The 18,472-nt window shown below is 70.0% G+C and carries 13 protein-coding genes and 3 pseudogenes; 13 read left to right on the forward strand and 3 right to left on the reverse strand.

All coding sequences use genetic code 11. From position 1 onward, the window contains the following. Window positions 1-12: 12 nt before the first annotated feature. The 4 genes from ACFULQ_RS05590 (at window position 13) to ACFULQ_RS05605 (ending at window position 7,733) form a co-directional block, all read left to right on the forward strand. Window positions 13-2,517, forward strand: coding sequence for an Hsp70 family protein (locus ACFULQ_RS05590; protein WP_383538564.1), 2,505 nt, complete (start codon window positions 13-15; stop codon window positions 2,515-2,517). Between the two features lie 67 nt (window positions 2,518-2,584). Next, window positions 2,585-4,366, forward strand: a complete 1,782-nt coding sequence (locus ACFULQ_RS05595; protein ID WP_383538567.1) for an AAA family ATPase — start codon at window positions 2,585-2,587, stop codon at window positions 4,364-4,366. Between the two features lie 8 nt (window positions 4,367-4,374). Further along, entirely contained in the window at window positions 4,375-5,598 is a 1,224-nt protein-coding gene (locus ACFULQ_RS05600; protein WP_383538569.1) for an McrC family protein, read from the forward strand. Then, complete coding sequence (locus ACFULQ_RS05605; RefSeq protein WP_383538571.1) at window positions 5,598-7,733, forward strand: UvrD-helicase domain-containing protein; 2,136 nt, start codon at window positions 5,598-5,600, stop codon at window positions 7,731-7,733. Before ACFULQ_RS05600 ends, ACFULQ_RS05605 begins: the two co-directional genes overlap by 1 nt. Before the next feature lie 13 nt (window positions 7,734-7,746). Here the strand turns inward: ACFULQ_RS05605 and ACFULQ_RS05610 are convergent, their stop codons facing one another. After that, a complete protein-coding gene (locus ACFULQ_RS05610) occupies window positions 7,747-9,402 on the reverse strand; it encodes an N-6 DNA methylase (protein WP_383538574.1) in 1,656 nt (551 codons plus the stop codon). Window positions 9,403-9,587: 185 nt separating this feature from the next. Between ACFULQ_RS05610 and ACFULQ_RS05615 the strand changes: the two are divergent. The 4 genes and pseudogenes from ACFULQ_RS05615 to ACFULQ_RS05630 all read left to right on the forward strand — a co-directional run bounded on the left by ACFULQ_RS05615 (window position 9,588) and on the right by ACFULQ_RS05630 (window position 14,248). Further along, a pseudogene (locus ACFULQ_RS05615) lies at window positions 9,588-11,215 on the forward strand (TIGR04141 family sporadically distributed protein). A 736-nt stretch (window positions 11,216-11,951) separates the two neighbouring features. Further along, window positions 11,952-12,101: pseudogene (locus ACFULQ_RS05620) on the forward strand (twin-arginine translocase TatA/TatE family subunit); the annotation flags it as partial. Between the two features lie 162 nt (window positions 12,102-12,263). Continuing rightward, a complete protein-coding gene (locus ACFULQ_RS05625) occupies window positions 12,264-13,286 on the forward strand; it encodes a sporulation protein (protein ID WP_383538576.1) in 1,023 nt (340 codons plus the stop codon). A 506-nt stretch (window positions 13,287-13,792) separates the two neighbouring features. Next, window positions 13,793-14,248: a tellurite resistance TerB family protein gene (locus ACFULQ_RS05630; protein ID WP_383538578.1), complete on the forward strand. Its 456-nt coding sequence runs from the start codon at window positions 13,793-13,795 to the stop codon at window positions 14,246-14,248. Window positions 14,249-14,514: 266 nt separating this feature from the next. Here the strand turns inward: ACFULQ_RS05630 and ACFULQ_RS05635 are convergent. Continuing rightward, window positions 14,515-14,861: pseudogene (locus tag ACFULQ_RS05635) on the reverse strand (BlaI/MecI/CopY family transcriptional regulator); the annotation flags it as partial. A gap of 101 nt (window positions 14,862-14,962) precedes the next feature. On the opposite strand from ACFULQ_RS05635, the gene ACFULQ_RS05640 reads away from it, so the two are divergent. The 4 genes from ACFULQ_RS05640 to ACFULQ_RS05655 all read left to right on the forward strand — a co-directional run bounded on the left by ACFULQ_RS05640 (window position 14,963) and on the right by ACFULQ_RS05655 (window position 17,260). Continuing rightward, window positions 14,963-15,538, forward strand: a complete 576-nt coding sequence (locus tag ACFULQ_RS05640) for a TerD family protein (protein WP_383538580.1) — start codon at window positions 14,963-14,965, stop codon at window positions 15,536-15,538. 89 nt (window positions 15,539-15,627) lie between these two features. Further along, window positions 15,628-16,266, forward strand: coding sequence for a hypothetical protein (locus ACFULQ_RS05645; RefSeq protein WP_383538582.1), 639 nt, complete (start codon window positions 15,628-15,630; stop codon window positions 16,264-16,266). Between the two features lie 41 nt (window positions 16,267-16,307). Further along, window positions 16,308-16,892, forward strand: coding sequence for a TerD family protein (locus tag ACFULQ_RS05650; RefSeq protein WP_383538584.1), 585 nt, complete (start codon window positions 16,308-16,310; stop codon window positions 16,890-16,892). Between the two features lie 104 nt (window positions 16,893-16,996). Continuing rightward, window positions 16,997-17,260 carry a GlsB/YeaQ/YmgE family stress response membrane protein gene (locus ACFULQ_RS05655; RefSeq protein WP_383538586.1) on the forward strand — a complete coding sequence of 88 codons (264 nt, stop codon included), beginning with the start codon at window positions 16,997-16,999 and terminating at the stop codon, window positions 17,258-17,260. Window positions 17,261-17,278: 18 nt separating this feature from the next. On the opposite strand, the gene ACFULQ_RS05660 is transcribed toward ACFULQ_RS05655, so the two are convergent. Next, window positions 17,279-17,956 (reverse strand): class I SAM-dependent methyltransferase, encoded by a 678-nt coding sequence (locus tag ACFULQ_RS05660; protein ID WP_383538589.1) that lies wholly within the window; start codon window positions 17,954-17,956, stop codon window positions 17,279-17,281. Between the two features lie 114 nt (window positions 17,957-18,070). Here ACFULQ_RS05660 and ACFULQ_RS05665 point away from each other — a divergent pair, with 114 nt between their 5' ends. After that, the gene (locus tag ACFULQ_RS05665; protein WP_383538591.1) at window positions 18,071-18,469 is read left to right on the forward strand and encodes a molybdopterin-binding protein; all 399 of its coding nucleotides are present in this window, start codon (window positions 18,071-18,073) and stop codon (window positions 18,467-18,469) included. Window positions 18,470-18,472: the final 3 nt, after the last annotated feature.

The following is an 18,472-nucleotide window of genomic DNA, read 5'->3' on the forward strand; positions in this document are numbered from 1 at the left end:
AAGCACCCTGCCATGCACCGGACTCTCGGTATCGACCTCGGCACCACCAACTCCGTCACGGCCTGGCTGCATGACGGGGTCCCCACCGTCCTGCCCAACCGTCACGGCGATCCGGCCACCCCCTCCGCCCTCGGAATCGACTCCCGAGGTGCCTTGCTGGTGGGGCAGGAGGCTCTCAACTGGCGTGCGGGAGACCCGTGTTCCGTCATCACCGAGGTCAAGCGGCTGATCGGGCGGCGCTGGGACGACGACCTCGTACAGCAGGCGCTCGCCACGCGTCCGGACGACGCACCGCCGGTGCGGGCCGGAGCCGACGGCTCGGTGGAGATCCGGCTCGGCGAGCACTACCTCTCCCCCGTGCAGGTTTCCGCCATCCTGCTGCGGCGACTGAAGAAGGATGCCGAGGACGCGGCGGGAGTGCCGTTCCGGCGGGCGGTGATCACCGTGCCGGCGTACTTCGCCGAACCGCAGTACCACGCGGTGCGCGAGGCAGGACGGCTGGCCGGGTTCCATGTGGCGGGGATCGTGGAGGAACCCACCGCCGCCGCGCACGCCTTCGGTGTCAGGTCGGGCGAGAACGGGACCCCGGACTACGCGACCCTGCTCGTCTTCGACCTGGGCGGCGGCACCTTCGACGTGTCCCTGCTGACGATCGGCCCCGGCTACTTCTCGGTGGACAAGCTGGGCGGTGACAACCTCCTCGGCGGTGCCGACTTCGACGCACTGCTGGACCGGCACCTGCGCGAGCGACTCGACGGACGTGACCACGGCAGCGAAGGGGACGCCTCCCGCATCCGGGCCGCCGCCGAGCGCGCGAAGATCGAACTGTCCGCGCGAGACGCCTTCGACGTGACGCTCGCACCGCTCGGTCTGCAGGGCGGCTCCTGGTCGGGGACGGTACGGCGTACCGACTTCGAGAAGCTCCTCACCGAGCACCTCGGCCGGATGCGGGACACGGTCTCGTCGGTGCTGACGGAGAGCGGCTCACTGCCCGAGGACATCCAGCGGGTTCTCCTGGTCGGCGGCTCCACCCGCATCCCCGCCGTCCGGCGTGATCTTCAGGAGCTCTTCGGCGAGGACACGGTGTCGGACGCCGTGGACCCCATGATGGCCGTCGCCCACGGTGCCGCCGTTGAGGCCAGTCTCCTCGACACCCTCGACTGCCCTGCCGAGAGCTGCACCATCGAGGGCATCCCCGTCACCGCGGACGCCTGCCCGTCCTGTGCCACCCCGCTCCTCGGTGCCGCCACCGTGGACTGCCCGGGCTGCCACGTCCCTGCCCCCGAACTCACCGCCGTCTGCCCGGTGTGCACCACGGATCTGTCCGGACTGCGGGCTGCCGCTCCGGCGACGATCCGGACGGAGTGCCCGGAGTGCGGCCGCGACGACAACCCCGCCTCCGCGACCGCGTGCCTCGACTGCGACGCACCGCTGGACCTGGGCGGGCTGAAGTGCCCCGGCTGCGGAATGCTCAACGCCCCCGGTCTCAGCAACTGCTCACTCTGCGGCGGCGACTTCGGCACCGCGCTTCCCCAGCAGGTCACAGCCCAGCACATCGGCCTTGAACTGGACGACGGCACCCTCAAGGTCCTCTTCCCCGGCGGCACCCACTACCCGACCGAATGGCACCAGGACGACGACCTCGCGGTACGCAGCGACAACGGCGCGTCGGTGCGCTTCCAGCTCTGGGAAGGACCGCACCTGCGCTCGGCGCAGCGCAACGAGTTCTGCGGGAGCTTCGTCGACGGACGCACCGAGGGGCTCCGCGGAGAGGTGCCTCTCACCGTTCAGGCAAAGCTCGATGCCGACCGGACCATCGCCCTGCGGTACCGCCTCGGCTCCGGCGACTGGCGAGGCGCGGAGCTCCGCCGCAGCGTGGTCTCCACCGGTACGGGCCGGAAGGCAGCGGAACTCCACGACCGGTACGCCCGCTTCCTGGCCGACTTCAAGCACGGCCTGACCGCAGCCGAACTCGACGCCCTCACCGAGGCCCAGGCCGACTTGGCGGCCCTCGCCAGGGGAGAGACCGTGGGCCGTTCCCTGGACGGGCTCCTGGAATCCGCCCGCACCACCCTGGACCTGTGCACGCGGGCCCGGAGTGCCTACGCGCAGGCGAGCATCGCCTCCCGAAGCGGGCGCGGACTGTTGCCGCCGCCGCTCCTGGAAGAACTTCGAGAAGGCGCCGAGGCGGTCATGGACGCACGCAAGGCCATGGACCCGGGCGCCATGCGGGCGAACACCGAACGCGTGGAGGACCTCTGGACCGGAATCGATCCGGCGGTCCGGACCTCTCTCATGACCATCCAACTGGCCGAACAGGACGCCTACCCGGCGACCCTGCGGAAGGAGATCGTGGCCGCCCGCGACGAGCTGCGCAGCGCGGTGGAACGCGGCGATCAGGCGGCTCAGGACGCACAGCTCGTACGGCTCGTGGGCCTGGCCAAGTCAGGCAGCGGCCAGTTCGCGGACGTGACCAGGCCGCCGTCCGTGGGCAGCGTGCTGCCCACGGAGCGGTGACGGTTTTCGGGAGCCGTTGTTCACCAACCCAGAGTCCATTGACAGTGTCAACAGGTAGAGTGGAGTCATGTCGCAGCCCGAGCTCCTTCCCGGCACTCCCGAGTTCCGCATCAAGCTCCCCAAGGGCGGTGAGGCGCGCGGGCACCTGCTGGCCGAGTTCGGCGGCAACGGCACCCACAAGTTCCTGCTGCGGGAGGGTTCCCTGGTGGCCGCCGAGGCCTGGCCCGGGCTCGGCGACCACGCCCGCCGCAACCGCGCGGATCTGCGCGCGAGCGGCGGCCTCGTCGACGCGACGGTCGACCCCGGCCTGCCGAAGGACCAGCAACGGTGGAGGGCGGCCCGGGACATCGAGTGCAACTCCTCCTCGGCCGCCGCCGCGCTCGTGTACGGCTACGACGCTTCCGGCCCGGAGTCGTGGCGCACCGCGGAGGGCCACCCGCTCGCCGACTATCTCTCCACCGGTTGGCGTGCCCCGCGCAAGGCGTGGCTGGTGCGCGGCTCCAACGTCTCCGGGCACAACCTGGTGCGGCAGTTGTGGCTCCAGGAGGGACTCGTCTCGCTCGCGGGCGCGCATCTGCCGCCCATGGAGGAGACCGACCCGACCAAGAGCGCGCTGCGCCGCTTCGTCGAGGACGGATACGAGGGGGCGGCCTCGTACAACCAGAAGCGGGGCCTGGTCGACGAGTTGCACGCCTTTCTGACGCAGATGCGCGTCGGCGACGTCGTGGCCACCATCAGCGACGGTCTCCTGCACATCGGGCACATCACCGGGGAGGCCGTACAGACCGCGTCGCCGGACGGGCTGTCCAATCTGCGGCGGACGGCCGCCTGGCGGCCGGGCAGCCACCCGTACGAGGACCTGCCGGAGGAGCTGCAACAGAAGCTGTCCGTCCAGCATGACGTGGTCGACCTGACCGCCGTTCTGGACGCGCTGGACGAGCTCATGGGGCTGACGGACCTCACGGCCCCCGTGGCGAGCGGGGAACTGACCTTGCCGGACATCACCGACGCCCTCGCCGCCGAACTCCTCGTCCACGACCGTGCGTGGCTGGAGGAGATGCGAGAACTCCTCATCGACGAGCGGCAGTTGGTTCTGTACGGCCCGCCGGGCACCGGCAAGACGTACCTGGCGATGAAGCTGGCCGAGTACCTCGGCGGCGGCCCGGAGCAGGTCAAGATCGTGCAGTTCCATCCCTCGTACGCCTATGAGGACTTCTTCGAGGGGTTCCGGCCCGTGGAGGACCCCGAGACACGGGAGGTGGCCTTCCGGCTGACGGCCGGCCCCCTCCGGGAGCTCGCCGATCTCGCCTCCCGCGACGGCAACCGGCACATCCCGCACTTCCTGATCATCGACGAGATCAACCGGGCCAATCTGGCGAAGGTCTTCGGCGAGCTGTACTTCCTCCTGGAGTACCGGACGAAGTCGGTCCGACTCACCTACTCGGGGGACGACTTCGCGCTGCCGCCCAACCTCTTCGTGATCGGCACGATGAACACCGCCGACCGGTCGATCGCCCTCGTGGACGCGGCGATGCGGCGCCGCTTCGCGTTCGTGGAGCTGTCCCCGCGCACCGAACCGACCGCCGGGCTGCTCGCCCGCTGGCTGAAGCGCGAGGGCAAGGACCTGGAGCCCGCCCGCCTGCTCGACGCCCTCAACGCCCGTATCGACGACGCCGACTTCGCCATCGGACCGTCGTACCTGATGAAGCCGGGCGTGTACCGCGACGGCGGCCTCGAACGGACGTGGCGCACGAAGATCCTGCCCCTGCTGGAGGAGCACCACTACGGCGAGGGCCTCGACGTCACCGCCCGCTACGGTCTCGATGCCCTGCGCGAGCAGCGCCCATGACACTGCCCATGCCTGAGGTGTCACTGCGCGAGTACGGGCCCGCCGTGTCCGTCGCGCTGGACACCGAGGCCGGGCGGGCCCTGGCCGCCTCCGGGATCCTGCAGAGCGCGACCCCCGATCCAGGTCGTGCCGGGCACTGGCTGCTGCGGGCGGGGAGCCGGGTCGGCGCCGTGCGCACGGCCGGCGGTCAGGTCGTACGGATCATGCCCAAGACTCCGGTGAGCCGGTTGTTCTTCCTCCTCGGGTTCAGCCTCGACCCGGCCCGCGCCTGGCGCGACAGCGGCGAGGGCACCGTGGACACCGGCGCCCACGACGATGTCGTGCCCGCCCTCGCCCATGCCGTGGAGCGACAGATCGACGGGGCCCTGCGACAGGGTGTCCTCCAGGGGTACCGGGGGGTGGAGGAGACTGCGCTGGTCGTGCGCGGAAGGCTGCGTGAGGCCGAGCAGATCCGGCGGCACTTCGGCCGTACGCCGCCCGTGGAGATCGCCTACGACGCGTACACCGCCGACACCGCCGAGAACCGCATTCTGCGCGCCGCGACCGAGCGGTTGCTGCGGCTGCCGGGTGTTCCCGGTCCCGTCCGGCGGCGCCTCGCTCATCAGCGGGTACGACTGGCCGACGCGCTGCCGTTGATACGGGGGCAGGCGCTGCCGCGGTGGCAGCCGTCGCGCCTCAACTCCCGCTATCAGCCCGCCCTTCGGCTCGCGGAAGCCGTGCTGCGGGGCACCTCGCCGGAGCACCGCCCTGCCGAGGCCGACCCGCTCGCCGTGGACGGCTTCCTGCTCGACATGAACAAGCTGTTCGAGGACTTCGTGACCGTCGGCCTGCGCGAGGCGCTCAGGGAGCACGGTCTGACCGCGCGCCTCCAGGACCCCCATCACCTCGACGTCGCGGGTCGGGTGGGCATGCGCCCCGACCTGGTCGTCCGCACCGGTGACGGCCGCACCCCGCTCGCCGTCGTCGACGCCAAGTACAAGGTCGAGAAGGCCGACGGGCTTCTCAACGCCGACCTGTACCAGGCGCTCGCGTACGCCACGGTGCTCGGTCTGCGCGAGGCTCACCTCGTGTACGCCGCCGGACGGCAGCCCTTGCGCCACCACGAGGTGCGCGGAACGGCCGTGCGAATTTATCAGCACAGCCTCGATCTCTCCCGCGAACCAGAACAACTCCTCACGGCTTTCCGGGAGATCGCCGGACGTCTGGCGTCCGGAAGAAGGGAAGGTATCTGATGCCTCGGCTCGCCTTCGCCCAGAGTTTCTGGGACGGCTACGACGCCTTGGACAAGCCGGTGCGGGCCGGAGTGCGCAAGGCCATGGCGAAGTTCCAGGCCATGAGCGCGGCCGAACTCAACGCGGACAAGGGGCTGCACCTGGAGTCCGTCCACAACGCCCGTGACCCGCGGATGCGGACGATCCGCATCACCGACTTCTGGCGAGGTGTCGTCCTCGCGCCCGACGACGGCAGTGACATGTTCCTCCTGGTCAATGTCCTGCCGCACGACGACGCCTACACCTGGGCGGCGAAGCGCCTGTACAGCGCGAACTCCGCGACGCGCGCCCTGGAAGTGCGCAACGCCGTCGCTCTGGACGAGCTGACACCGCTGTACGAGACGGCCGCGCGCACGGCTCCCCGGTTGCTGTTCGCGAACGTCTCCGACGGCACGCTGCGCGAGCTCGGCATCGACGACCAAGTCCTGCGCGCCGCACGATCATTCGTGGACAAGGCCCAACTGGAGGCTTTCGCCACACTGTTGCCGGAGGACCAGCTGGAGGTGCTCCAGTACCTCGCCGAGGGCTTCAGCCCGGAGGAGGTCTACCGGGACGTCGTGGCCGTGCACCGCCCCGCCGACGCGCCCGCCGAACCGGTCGAGGACCTGGCCACGGTGATCACCAACACGTCCGCCCGCATCCGACTGGTCACCGGACCGCGGGAGTTGGAGGAGATGCTGGCAAAGCCGTTCGCGGCCTGGCGGGTCTTCCTGCACCCCTCCCAGCGACGCGTCGCCTACCGCACATCGTACGGCGGCCCTGTCCAGGTCACCGGGGGACCCGGCACGGGCAAGACGGTGGCCGCGCTGCACCGGGTCAAGCATCTGCTCGGCCGCTCCGAGGACGGCCGCATCCTGCTCACGACGTACACGAACGCGCTCGCCGCCGGACTGCGCGAGCTGCTCGGCCTGCTCCTCGACGAGGACGAGAAGCTGCTGGCACGGGTAGATGTGACAACGGTCGACGCCTGTGCCAACGGCGTCGTTCGCGCCCACTCGGCGACCGCGCCGAAGCCGATCGGGGACCGGGAGCAGCGGCAGTTGTGGGAGAAGGTGGTCAAGCAGCTGGATCTGCCGTTCACCGCCCGGTTCCTGGCCCAGGAGTACCGACACGTTGTCCTCGGCCAGAGCCTCCGCGATGTCGACGCCTACCTCGCCGCGAGCCGCCGCGGCCGCGGCACCGGTCTCGGTGCCGCGCGCCGCCGGGAGGTGTGGAGGGGCGTGGAACGGTTCGAGCAGTTCCTGCGCGACCGCGGCGAGACCACGCACCTGGGCATCTGCGCCCGTGCGGCGGAACTCCTCGCCGACGGGCCGGCGCCGTACGCCCATGTCGTCGTGGACGAGGCACAGGACCTGCACCCCGCACAGTGGCGGGTGCTGCGTGCCGCCGTCTCCCCCGGGGCCGACGACCTGTTCATCACTGGTGACCCGCATCAGCGGATCTACGACTCCCGGGTGTCGCTGGGCTCGTTGGGCATCGCCTCGGTCGGCCGCAGCTTCCGGTTGCGCGTCAACTATCGCTCCACGGAGGAGATCCTGGCCTGGTCGGCCCGCCTCCTCGCGCCCGTCACCGTCGACGCGCTCGAGGGTGAGGGGACGGACTCGCTGGCCGGGTACCGCTCGCTGCTCCACGGCGGCCGCCCCCGGGTGCGCGGGTACGCCACCCGGCAGGAGGAGACGGAGGCGCTGGTGGAGCGGGTCCGAACCCTGGTCGCCGAGGGTTTCGCGCCGCATGAGATCGGTGTGTGCGCGCGCTTCAACCTCGCCCTGGACGCGGCCGAGGAGAAGCTGAAGGCCGCGGGGATTCCGGTGCTACGGGTCAAAGGGCAGGTCACGCAAGGGTCCGAGGGCGTGCGGTTGGCGACGATGCACGCGATGAAGGGACTGGAGTTCCGGGCGGTGTCGGTGCTCGGCGTCGCCGAGGGCACCGTCCCGTTCGCCCGTGAGATCACCCCGCGTGAGGCGGACCCGCTCCAGCACGACGCCGATCTGCTCCGTGAGCGCTGTCTGCTCTTCGTCGCCTGCACACGCGCTCGCGAAACCCTGAAGGTGTCGTGGAGCGGGACCGCGAGCCCCTTTCTCCCGCCCGTCGACTGACCGGCGAACCGGCTCATTCCTCCGGTGCCAGGGCGCCCGTGGCCAGACCGTCACGGGCGACCTCGGCGAGCTGTCGGCTCAGCTCGTCGACCTTGCGCATCCCCTCCTCGAACGCGGACAGGGCACGAAAGGCGGAGCCGTACCGACGCTGCTCGTCGATGCCCATACGGGGAATACGTGAGCCCCTGCCGTCGAAGCGGTAGGTCCCGCTCGCGCTCGTGGACCTGCGGGCGTTGGCCGAGCTGCGCAGGAACCCTTGCAGATAGTCCGTGTCGAGCTGCTCGCTGGCCGAGACGGGCTCCGGACCCTCGTACGCCACGAGCCCTGCGCGGGCCAGATCCGCGACGCTGGTGGTGGCGCCGTCCAGCGAGCCCGGCCCGCCGCCCGCCGCGAGTTCGGGCAGAAGGGCGGCGAGTTGCCGGATCTGGTCCTCCAACTCCTTGCGCAGGGCGACGTATTCAGCGGGGTAGTCGCGGTGCCGGGAACGGAGATGGCTCCCGGGGGTCAGGTCCACGGCGTCGTCGAGGAGTTCGATCAGCGGCACGTCGGCAACCTGGTCGGGGCGTGGTTCCAGATCCCCGTCGGGCGGGTTCTCCGTCAGGTCGACCATGCTCACGGTGTGGTGTGTGTCCACCCCTTCCGTGTTCTCGGGACGCTGGAGACACCACAGGTGCACAGGCAGGGCGTGCGAGGTCGCCGTCCCTGGCGGCAGGGCGATCACTTGGCGCACGATGCCCCGGCGGACGAGTTCCGACCGGATGCGGCGACCGGCCTTGCGGTAGGCGACCGAGGCCGGCATGACCATGAGGACGTGGCCGCCGGGTGCGGTGTGGGCGTAGGCGTGCTGGAGCCAGGCCAGCTCTCCCTCGGCTTTGGACGGGGTGCCGAGGTCCCAGCGGGAGTCGAGCAGCAACTCCTCCCGCCCCCACTCGGTCACACCGGCCGGGGGGTCACAGACGACCAGATCCGCCTTGAGATCCGGCCATACGTCCGCACGCAGTGAATCGCCTGCCACGATGCGCACGCCGGAGCGGCCCAGAAGGTCGGCGCGCAGCTGTGCGAAGCGAGCGCTGTCGTCATCCACCTCCTGGCCGCAGCAACGCGTCCCGGCGTCGGAGGCCACAGACAGCAGGAGCACCCCGATTCCGCAGGCGGGATCGAAGACCGTGGCGCCGGCCGGCAGTTCGGGGGCGAAGTGGCGGACGGCACGCACCACGCGCTCAGGGGTCACCTGGTCGGACCCGGCTCGCCGAGCGGAGTCCATAAACCGGTCAGTAAGTCCGTTTACAAGGTCGACGGACGATCCTGTTCGGACGAGCGCCTGCACACGGGTGGCTACGTCGTCCGGCAGCCTCGGTCCGGCCTGCCCGGCCAGGGCCGCGGCGACCTGCGCCAGGCCCGAGACCATCTGTTCCCCGTATGCGGCCCGCATGGCCTGCCACAACTCGACCTCGGGTGACACCTCCTGGCCCTTGCGCTGTTTGTCCAGCCATTCCTGGACCTCGGTCAGCGCATAGAGCGGACTGTTCGCGGCACCTCCGGCCGGCGCGGGGAAGTCGTCGTAGCGCCGACGCCAGTTGGAGACAGCGGCCCGGGTGACTCCGGCCAGCCGGGCGATCTCGGCGCCGGTGACCAGTGGGCCGACCGATGGAGCGGCGTTGTCCGTCATACCTCCAGCGTACACGGATCGACATCAGCATTCCAGAGTCTAGTCCGTTGACAACGTACACACATGAATGCTTCTCTGAGTCGTGTACTTGATACCCTCCTGGCACAGGGAGCCACGCCATGCCCTCGCACACCGAAGTACGCACCGTTTACCGGCTGTCTGGCGTCGCCCCCACCAGCGAAGCCATGCTGGACGCCCTTGACCCCGAACTTCTGGACGGCCTCGGTGCAGATCCACATGTACCGGAGGCACTCGGGGTCCCGGCTGTGTACATCACCTGTGGGATGGAACGCACCGAGGCCCCGTGGTGCGAGCCCATGTCGCGCACCACGGGCATCGTGGTCCACGAAAGCGTCCGCCGCACCGCTGCTCTGCTGCTGCTCGCAGTCGATGGCGCGGTGTACGCGATCGGCTGCGACCAGGGGTACCGGTTGATCCCCGAACACCTCAAGGACAAGCGTTTCGGTCTCTCGTTCGCCATCCGGCAGATGGACCCGACCTGATCCGCGGAGCCGTGTCGAGATCTCTCGGGCAAGCACGCACGGACATCTCCTTGGTTCCGGGCGGCGCCTCGGTCCCGTTGCTGGGTATTCGCGACCACTCGCGCATCGTGCGCAGCCTGGGCGGATACCTCGACAACCTGCCGCTCACCCGGTCGCGGTACAGCCTCGGCAAGGCCGTGAGCGCCCAGGGCGGTTGCGGGCTGCGGATCGCCCTCGGGATCGAACCCGAGGCCCTGCTCTCCGACCTGCGGACCATCGCCAGGATCTGCCGCGAGGACATCCCGCACCCGGAGTTGGAGTTCGTCGACCACATCGTGCCGGTGAGCGACCCGACGACCCTCGACACTCTCCACGAAACCCTGGAGGACCGTCTCGGCCGACCCGACGAGGGAAGCTTCTCCGTCTGCGTCCCCTCCGAACATCACACGGCACACGCGGAGGCCACCACGTACATGACCCAGATCAACAGCGACAACGGAGCCCTGATCTCGGACGACTTCGACCTCGGATACGTGCTCACCCGGGCCCGGCTCGCACCGCCCGGCCGGCGCCTGAAGGCACTGCGCGAAGGGACGGTGACCCTGTCCGGGGGCCGCCGGCGGGGCACCGCCGACACGCTCGCCGTCACCAGCGCGCTGATCTGGCTGGAGACTGGCGTGTCCCTCGGCTCCCGACGGTTCTTCCTGATGGACGGCGAGTGGTACGAGGCCGGGGCCGCCTATGTCGAGGAGTGCCGGGCCACGGTGCGGGCGCTGTTCTCTCCTCTGCCTTCCGTCTCCCTCCCCTCTTGGGAGGACGGCGAGTCGGAGAACGCCTACAACAACAGAGTGGCCGACGAGTACAACAGCGGGATGGCTGAGGGTCAGCCCCGCTGGCTCTGCCTCGACACCAAGACCGTCGCCAACCCTCTCCGGCCCAGGGACCAGGTCGAGATCTGCGACCTGCTCACGCCGGACGACACCCTGATCCTCGTCAAGCGGGCAGGCTGTTCCAGTCCGCTGAGCCACTTGTTCAGCCAGGCCAGGGTCGCGGTGGAGCTGCTCCAGGAGTCCGCCCGGGTCCGCAGCGAGTTCACCGCCAAGGTGGCCCGGCTGAGTCGAGGCGCACGCCTGCTTCCCGGTGACTACACGCCCAAGCGCATCGTCCTTGCGATGCTCCTCAAGAACCGCACGAGCCTGACCCCGGACTCCGTCTTCGGCTTCTCCCAGATCACCATCGCCCAGACCGCGAAGGCGTTGGCGGCACGAGGGGTGACTGTCGAGGTCATCGGCATCCCTGAAGGCGGCACCGACGCACTTTCACAGCCGTAGTGCGAGGTGGAGACCAGTGCAGCGGGATAACGGCCCACCGTCGCCTGTTGCCGACTGCCGTGGAGTACCGCACTTCGACTGCTTCCGTCCTCTCCACTGCCCAAAGCCGAGACAGTGGCCGTCGGAAGCGCCGGTTCCCTGGGACTTCTCTGGGACTTCCGGTCGCGTCAAGGAGTACGGATGCGAAAGAATCGAACGGTGATCTGTGCAGATCAACATCGCGAACCCGCCCAGAGGGCCAGGTCACAGGGCCACCCGTTATCTTCCGGCCACGCTCCACGGGCTCTGCCGACCGGCTGCGGCTGCGGCTGCGGCTGCGGCTGCGGCTGCACGAAGATCACGTCGATGGCAGCGTCGGCGCGGGGCAGGTAGTGGGAGCACTTCCGCAGTGTGACGATCGATTCGCCGGCCTCCGGTTCCTCGGAAGCGTAGAGGTGGCGCGGGGCGTGGAAGCCGTGTTCCCGCGACGGTTCGCAAGCGCGAGCGCCGTCGGTGCCGCCCGCCGCGGCCGGCGCGGGCTTCCACACAGGTGACGGTCGATCCCGTTGGTCCGACTCAGGGTCATGGAGAAACCTTGGCTCCTTGTCGCACGAGGAGCCGCTCCAGGCCAACCCGGCCGGAAGGCGGGCTTGTTGGGTGATCACTCGCCAGGGGATACTTCTACAGCACTGTAGTTGCCTCGTGCCGCCGGTTCGCCCTATAGGCCGACGGCCCTCGCCGGGAAAGGGCGGACCTGATGTTCGGCTTGAGTGAACTGGCCTTGATCCTCCTCGTCGTCATCGTGGTCGTCGGAATCAAGAAGCTGCCCGAGCTGACCCGGTCGGCGGGCAAGGCGGCGCGGATCTTCAAGAGTGAGGCGAAGGCCCTCAAGGAGCAGGACCGCCCCTGAGGTCTCGGCCGGGAAGTCATTTTCGGCCGTTTCCGTCGCCCCCGCGTTGACCTCACTCCTCCGCGATTCCGGGCCACCTATGCTTCTACGCACCTGTAGAAGGTCCACACAGGAAGGGCCTCACGGGAACACACGCACGCATAAGGAGTGGACGCCACGATGGTGTTCAAACGACTGCTCGGATCGCTCGGAGTGGGCGGCCCCACGGTGGACACGGTTCTCGATCCCGGTGCCGCACGCCCCGGCTCCGCCCTGACCGGCCAGGTCCATCTCAGGGGCGGTGACGCCGACTTCGACATCGAGCACATCACCCTGGAGCTGGTGGCACGGGTCGAGGCGGAGCGCGAGGACGGCGAGAGCGAGGGCGTGGTCGTCTTCGACCGGTTCACCGTCGGCGGCGGCTTCCGGCTGGCGGCGGGTGGCGTGCACAGCGTTCCGTTCACCGTGACGCTGCCGTGGGAGTCGCCGATCACCGAGCTGTACGGGCAGGGTCTGGGCATCGTGCTCGGCGTGCGGACCGAACTGGCCGTGGCCGGCGCGAAGGACAAGGGTGACCTCGACCAGCTGAGCATCGCTCCGTTGCCGGTGCAGGAGGCGATCCTGGAAGCACTCGGGCAGCTCGGCTTCGGCTTCAAGTCGGCCGACCTCGAACACGGGCACATCGCGGGCACCGGCCAGCGGCTGCCCTTCTACCAGGAGATCGAGCTCGTTCCGGCGCCGCAGTACGCCCACCAGGTCAACGAGATCGAGGTGACCTTCCTGGCGGGCCCGGGCGGCATGGAGGTCGTCCTGGAGGCCGACAAGCGCGGCGGCCTGTTCTCCTCCGGTCACGACGCGGTGACCCGGTTCACCGTCTCCCACGAGGGCGTCGAGCATCAGGACTGGAACACGGTCGTCGACGGCTGGATTCGGCGGTTGGTGGAGCACCGGGCCTCGTACGGCTCGCACGCCGTCCACGGAGACGACCCGTACGCCCACGGTCATGGATTCGGCGGTCATCACGGCCACGGCGAGCACCACCACGACGAGGGCCACCGGTCCGGCCCCGGCATGGGGACCGCGATCGCCGCGGGCGCGGCCGGTGTGGCGGTCGGTGTGGTCGGCGGGATGGTCGCGGCCGAAGTGGTCGACGAGATCGGCGACTTCTTCGAGGACGAGGAAGAGGAAGCAGAGGAGGACTGACCCGTCACAGGCAGACCCGCAGGGCTGGTCGGCCGCCGGTCACCCGCCGATGTGCGCAGGAAGTGATCGGCGGCCTCCGGCTCGCCCAGCGGGCCGAACTCCAGCGGGGAACCGTCCGTGCAGCGGAGCCGGAAGGTGGCGCATCCGCACATCCGCACGGCCGACCGGCCTCGCCCTCGACACGCGCGCCGACGACACCGACGGCCGCGCCGGTCCGGGACCGTGGCTCGTTCTCGGGAGCGCGCTTCCCGCAGCCAAGTGGTGGCCCGGTCTCAGCCGCCCCTCCCCCGCGGCGCGACGCATGCCCTTGGGCGGGACGCGGATTCCCAGGCCCGCCGTCGCACCCGGGACGTCGCCATGCCACTGCCCCACGACAGGCCGAATCCCCCGGACACAGCCGGAACTTATCCGCTCCATCGCTAGTTTCTACATTGCTGTAGATATAGATGAGGGCACGGGCCGCCGACAGGGCGGACCGGCCCCCGCGAGCGAACTATGGAGTTCTCATGGCCCTGTGGGACCGCGTCAAGGAATCCGCATCGACGATGCAGACCCAGCTGATGGCGAAGAAGAACGACCTCAAGAGCGGCGCCTTCCGCGACGCCAGCATGGCCATGTGCGCCCTGGTCGCCGCCGCCGACGGCACCGTCGACCCGTCCGAGCGGCAGCGCGTGGCGCAGCTGATCTCGACCAACGAGGTGCTGCAGAACTTCCCCGCCGACGACCTGCGCCGCCGCTTCGAGGACAACCTGACCAAGCTGACCACCGACTTCGACTTCGGCAAGGTCAGCGTGCTCCAGGAGATCGCCAAGGCCAAGAAGAAGCCCGCCGAGGCGCGGGCCGTCATCCAGATCGGCGTCATCATCGGGGGCGCCGACGGCGACTTCGACAAGGACGAGCAGGCCGTGGTCCGCGAGGCGTGCTTCGCCCTCGATCTGCCGCCGCACGAGTTCGACCTCTGACCGACATGCCGAGCGCGGTGTACCGGGCGGGCCGTCAGAAAACCCCCCGGCACACCGCGCTCAGCGACAGCCCCTCTCGTTCACAGAGGCGTGGCGGCGTGCAGGATGAAGAGCATGGTCACCGCGGAGTTCGCGGACGACAGGGCGGAGACAGCCGTACCCGCGGCCGCGCTCCAGGCCGCCGGCCCCATCGCCGTGAACACCGACGGCCAGCTGCGCACGACGGGTGCGGGGCCGAGCAAGGCCGCCACCCGGCGCGGCAGCGGCAGCAGACGCTCGCCGTCCGGACCGAGTCCGGGGACGAAGCCGGCCGGCACCGGCTCCCGGTCACTCTCGGTGTCCAGCACCCGGCGTATCCGGTGCGCCGCGAGGTCGGCCTCATCGGAAGAGGGCGTTCTGGCGCAGGACCGTCCCGCTCGCTCCCGGGTCACCACGCCCTTGGCCGGCAGCCGGGTCGGGATCGTGATGACCGTCGTACAGGCGAGGTCGGAACCGAGACGCTCCCGCACCCGGCCGGCCGGCACCGGTCCGTCCGCCTCGTGCAGGGCCGGCAGGACCTGTGCCTCCAGCTCCCCCTGCCCCGGCGCCGGGGACCGCTCCGGTGTTCCGTCATGCCCTGCCTGGTCTCCGCATCCACAACTTCTACAGTGTTGTAGATTCTAACTCCGGGTCCGTGACGCGGACCCGTACCGACCGTGCGTGGAGGAATGAACCATGGGTGTTTCCCTGTCCAAGGGTGGCAACGTCTCGCTGAGCAAGGAGGCGCCGGGACTGACCGCCGTCCTCGTCGGCCTGGGCTGGGACGTGCGCAGCACCACCGGCGCCGACTTCGACCTCGACGCCTCCGCCCTGCTGCTGAACGCCTCGGGCAAGGTCGTCTCCGACCAGCACTTCGTCTTCTACAACAACCTCACCAGCCCCGACGGTTCGGTCGAGCACACCGGCGACAACCTCACCGGTGAGGGCGAGGGCGACGACGAGAGCATCAAGGTGAACCTCGCCGCCGTACCCGCCGAGATCGACAAGATCGTCTTCCCGGTGTCGATCCATGACGCCGAGTCGCGCGGGCAGAGCTTCGGGCAGGTCCGCAACGCCTTCATCCGGGTGGTCAACCAGGCCGGTGGCGCCGAGATCGCCCGCTACGACCTGTCGGAGGACGCGTCGAGCGAGACCGCGATGGTCTTCGGCGAGCTCTACCGCAACGGCACCGAGTGGAAGTTCCGCGCGGTCGGCCAGGGGTACGCCTCCGGCCTGGCCGGCATCGCCTCCGACTTCGGCGTCAACGTCTGAGACGGAACCGCCGCGTCGCCGGGTCCGTTGCTCCGCGTACGGACCCGGCCGCGGACGTGACACGACATCCCACTCGCCAGGAGGCCCCGGTGACCGCCCCGTTCCGTCTGCGCCCCGAGGACCGGCCGGACTTCGAGGCCGTTCTCCACCTGGCGCTCAACACCCCTGACATCCGCTCCGCCCTGAGCGCCGATCCGACCGGGCGAACATCCTCCCGGCTGCGCCTGCGGGCACTGACGGACGCCGACGAGATCACGGCGGCGGCACGGGCCGAGTACGACACCTATCTCGCCCTGCACGTCTCAGCCCACGAGAACGACAGCGAACCCCCTGCCGGCAACAGCCTGCCGGCGGCGGTGGCCGTGCTGACGCCAGCAGTGGCGGCGACGTCCGCCGCCGCACTGCTCGTGCTCGGCTACACACTCGAACTGACCGACGTACCCAGCTCCTTGGCCGGATCACTGGTCACCGCGGGCTGGATCCTGGCGCTGATCACGGCGACGAGCACGCTGATCGCCCTCGCCGCCGTACTGGCCCAAGCGGTACGGCGACGGGGCGGCTCCGCACCACCCGCTCGCCTGGAACAGGCGCGGCTGGACTGGCAGCGGGCGCTGCTGGCTCAGGGAATGCTGCCCCGGCTGCGTCACTACCTGAGCGACGCCCCTTTCCGGCGTGCAGCGCAGGACTCACCACTGCCGACCGACGACGATCTCCCCCACATCCGCTAGCAGTTGCTCCACCGACGAACCCGCGAGCGAGAGGCTCCCGCATGTCGATCAACCTGAACAAGGGCCAGCAGGTCAGCCTGCAGAAGGCCGACGGCAACGCCCTCACCACCGTCCGCATGGGCCTGGGCTGGCAGGCCGCGCCCCGCAAGGGCTTCCTCGCCAAGCTGACCGGAGGGGGCGAGATCGACCTCGACGCCTCCGCGGTGCTCTTCGCCGGCGGCGAGCCCGTGGACGTCGTCTTCTTCCAGCACCTGACCAGTAACGACGGCTCCGTCCGGCACACCGGCGACAACCTCACCGGCGGCGCCGGCACCGGCGGGGACGACGAGTCGATCCTCGTCGACCTGACCCGGGTACCCGCCCATGTCGACCAGATCGTCTTCACCGTCAACTCGTTCACCGGCCAGACCTTCGCCGAGGTCCAGAACGCCTTCTGCCGCCTCGTCGACGAGACCACCGGCACCGAACTCGCCCGCTACACCCTCACCGGCGGCGGGCGGCACACCGCGCAGATCATGGCGAAGGTCCGACGCGGGTCCGGCGGCTGGGCGATGCAGGCGATCGGCGAACCGTCCACCGGCCGTACCTTCCAGGACCTGCTGCCCACCATCACCCCGTACCTGTAGACCGCAGGATTCTTTATCTGTTCCCTACATGAGGCGGAGTGGTCTCGGTTCGAACGGGCACTCGCATGCCACCAACGACTCAACCGAGGAGTGGCAGACCGCTCATGGAGATCTCAGGCATCATCAGCGCGATCGTCATCGGCATCGTGATCGGCGTCCTGGGCCGACTTGTCGTCCCGGGCCGCCAGCACATCGGCATCCTGTGGACGATCCTCATCGGCATCGTCGCCGCGCTCATCGGCACCGGCATCGCCGCCGGCCTCGACGTCGCCGACACCAAGGGCGTCGACTGGATCGAGTGGATCATCCAGATCGCCCTCGCCGCGGTGGGCGTCGCGGCCATCAGCAAGGTGAAGGTCCGGCACTGACCCTCACCGCGTGAACCGTCAGCGCAGTCGGCGGGCCCGCAGCACCACGTCGTCGGCGTGGTGCGCGCCGGCGCCTCCGTCGGGGGCCACCCGGGGGCGCTGCTCGTCCACCTGCACCTCCCAGTCGTCGTCGAACAGCGCGGCGATCATCGCGGGCCAGACGTAGTCGGCCGGGTCGAACTCGCTGTCGTGCGGGTGCCGGACGTCCATCCCCGCGTGGTGCACGACCAGCAGCACGCCACCGGGGGCGACCGCCGCGAGCAGCGCCCGCTCGGCGGCGGCGTCGGGGGTGCGCAGCAGGGCCGGGTACTGCGCGGAGACCAGGTCGAAGGAGCCGGTTACGAGGGCCGCTTCCGTCAGTTCGGCGTGCACCCATTGCACGGTGACGCCGGCGTCGCGCGCGTGCCCCGCGGCCCGCTCCAGCGCCACGCCCGAGACCTCCAGCGCGGTGACCTCCCAGCCGCCGCGCGCGAGCCAGACGGCATCGGCGCCCTCGCCGCAGCCGACGTCGAGCACCCGTCCGGGCGTGAGCCCGGCGACCTCGGACACCAGCGCGCCGTTGGGCCGGCCGCTCCACAGCTGGGGCCGGTCGGCGTAGCGGTGGTCCCACTCCGCCCGTACCTCGGGGTCTCCGGCGTACGCGTCGGTGGGCAAGGGAGTCCTGAATGCGGTCGATCCCGCGTTGTCGTGAGTCACGGGTCCACCGTCGCCCTTCGCGTTCCGGTCAGGCCAGTGCTGTTGCCGTTCCGGCAAAACCTCACCACCTGCCGGCGCGCGTCCCGCTGACGTGGATCGCCTATCTTGGCGCCTATGCAGTCCTACACGATCGGCCAGGCCGCACGGCTGCTCGGCGTGAGTCCCGACACCGCACGGCGGTGGGCGGACGCCGGGCGGGTTCCCACGCACCGGGACGAGGGCGGGCGGCGTCTCATCGACGGGAAGGACCTGGCCGCCTTCTCCGTGGAGCTCGCCAAGGGCGGCGACGGCGGTGAGGAGGAGATCTCCCACACCTCCGTCCGCAACGCCTTCCCCGGCATCGTCACCGCCGTGAAGCTCGGCGATGTCGCGGCCCAGGTGGAGATCCAGGCGGGACCGCACCGGCTGGTGTCCCTGCTGACGCGGGAGGCCGTGGAGGAACTCGGCCTGGAGGTCGGCGTGGAGGCCACCGCCCGCGTGAAGTCGACGAACGTGCACATCGACCGCGCCTGAGCG

The sequence above is a fragment of the Streptomyces sp. NPDC057253 genome (assembly GCF_042669125.1).
Classification (GTDB): Bacteria; Actinomycetota; Actinomycetes; order Streptomycetales; family Streptomycetaceae; genus Streptomyces.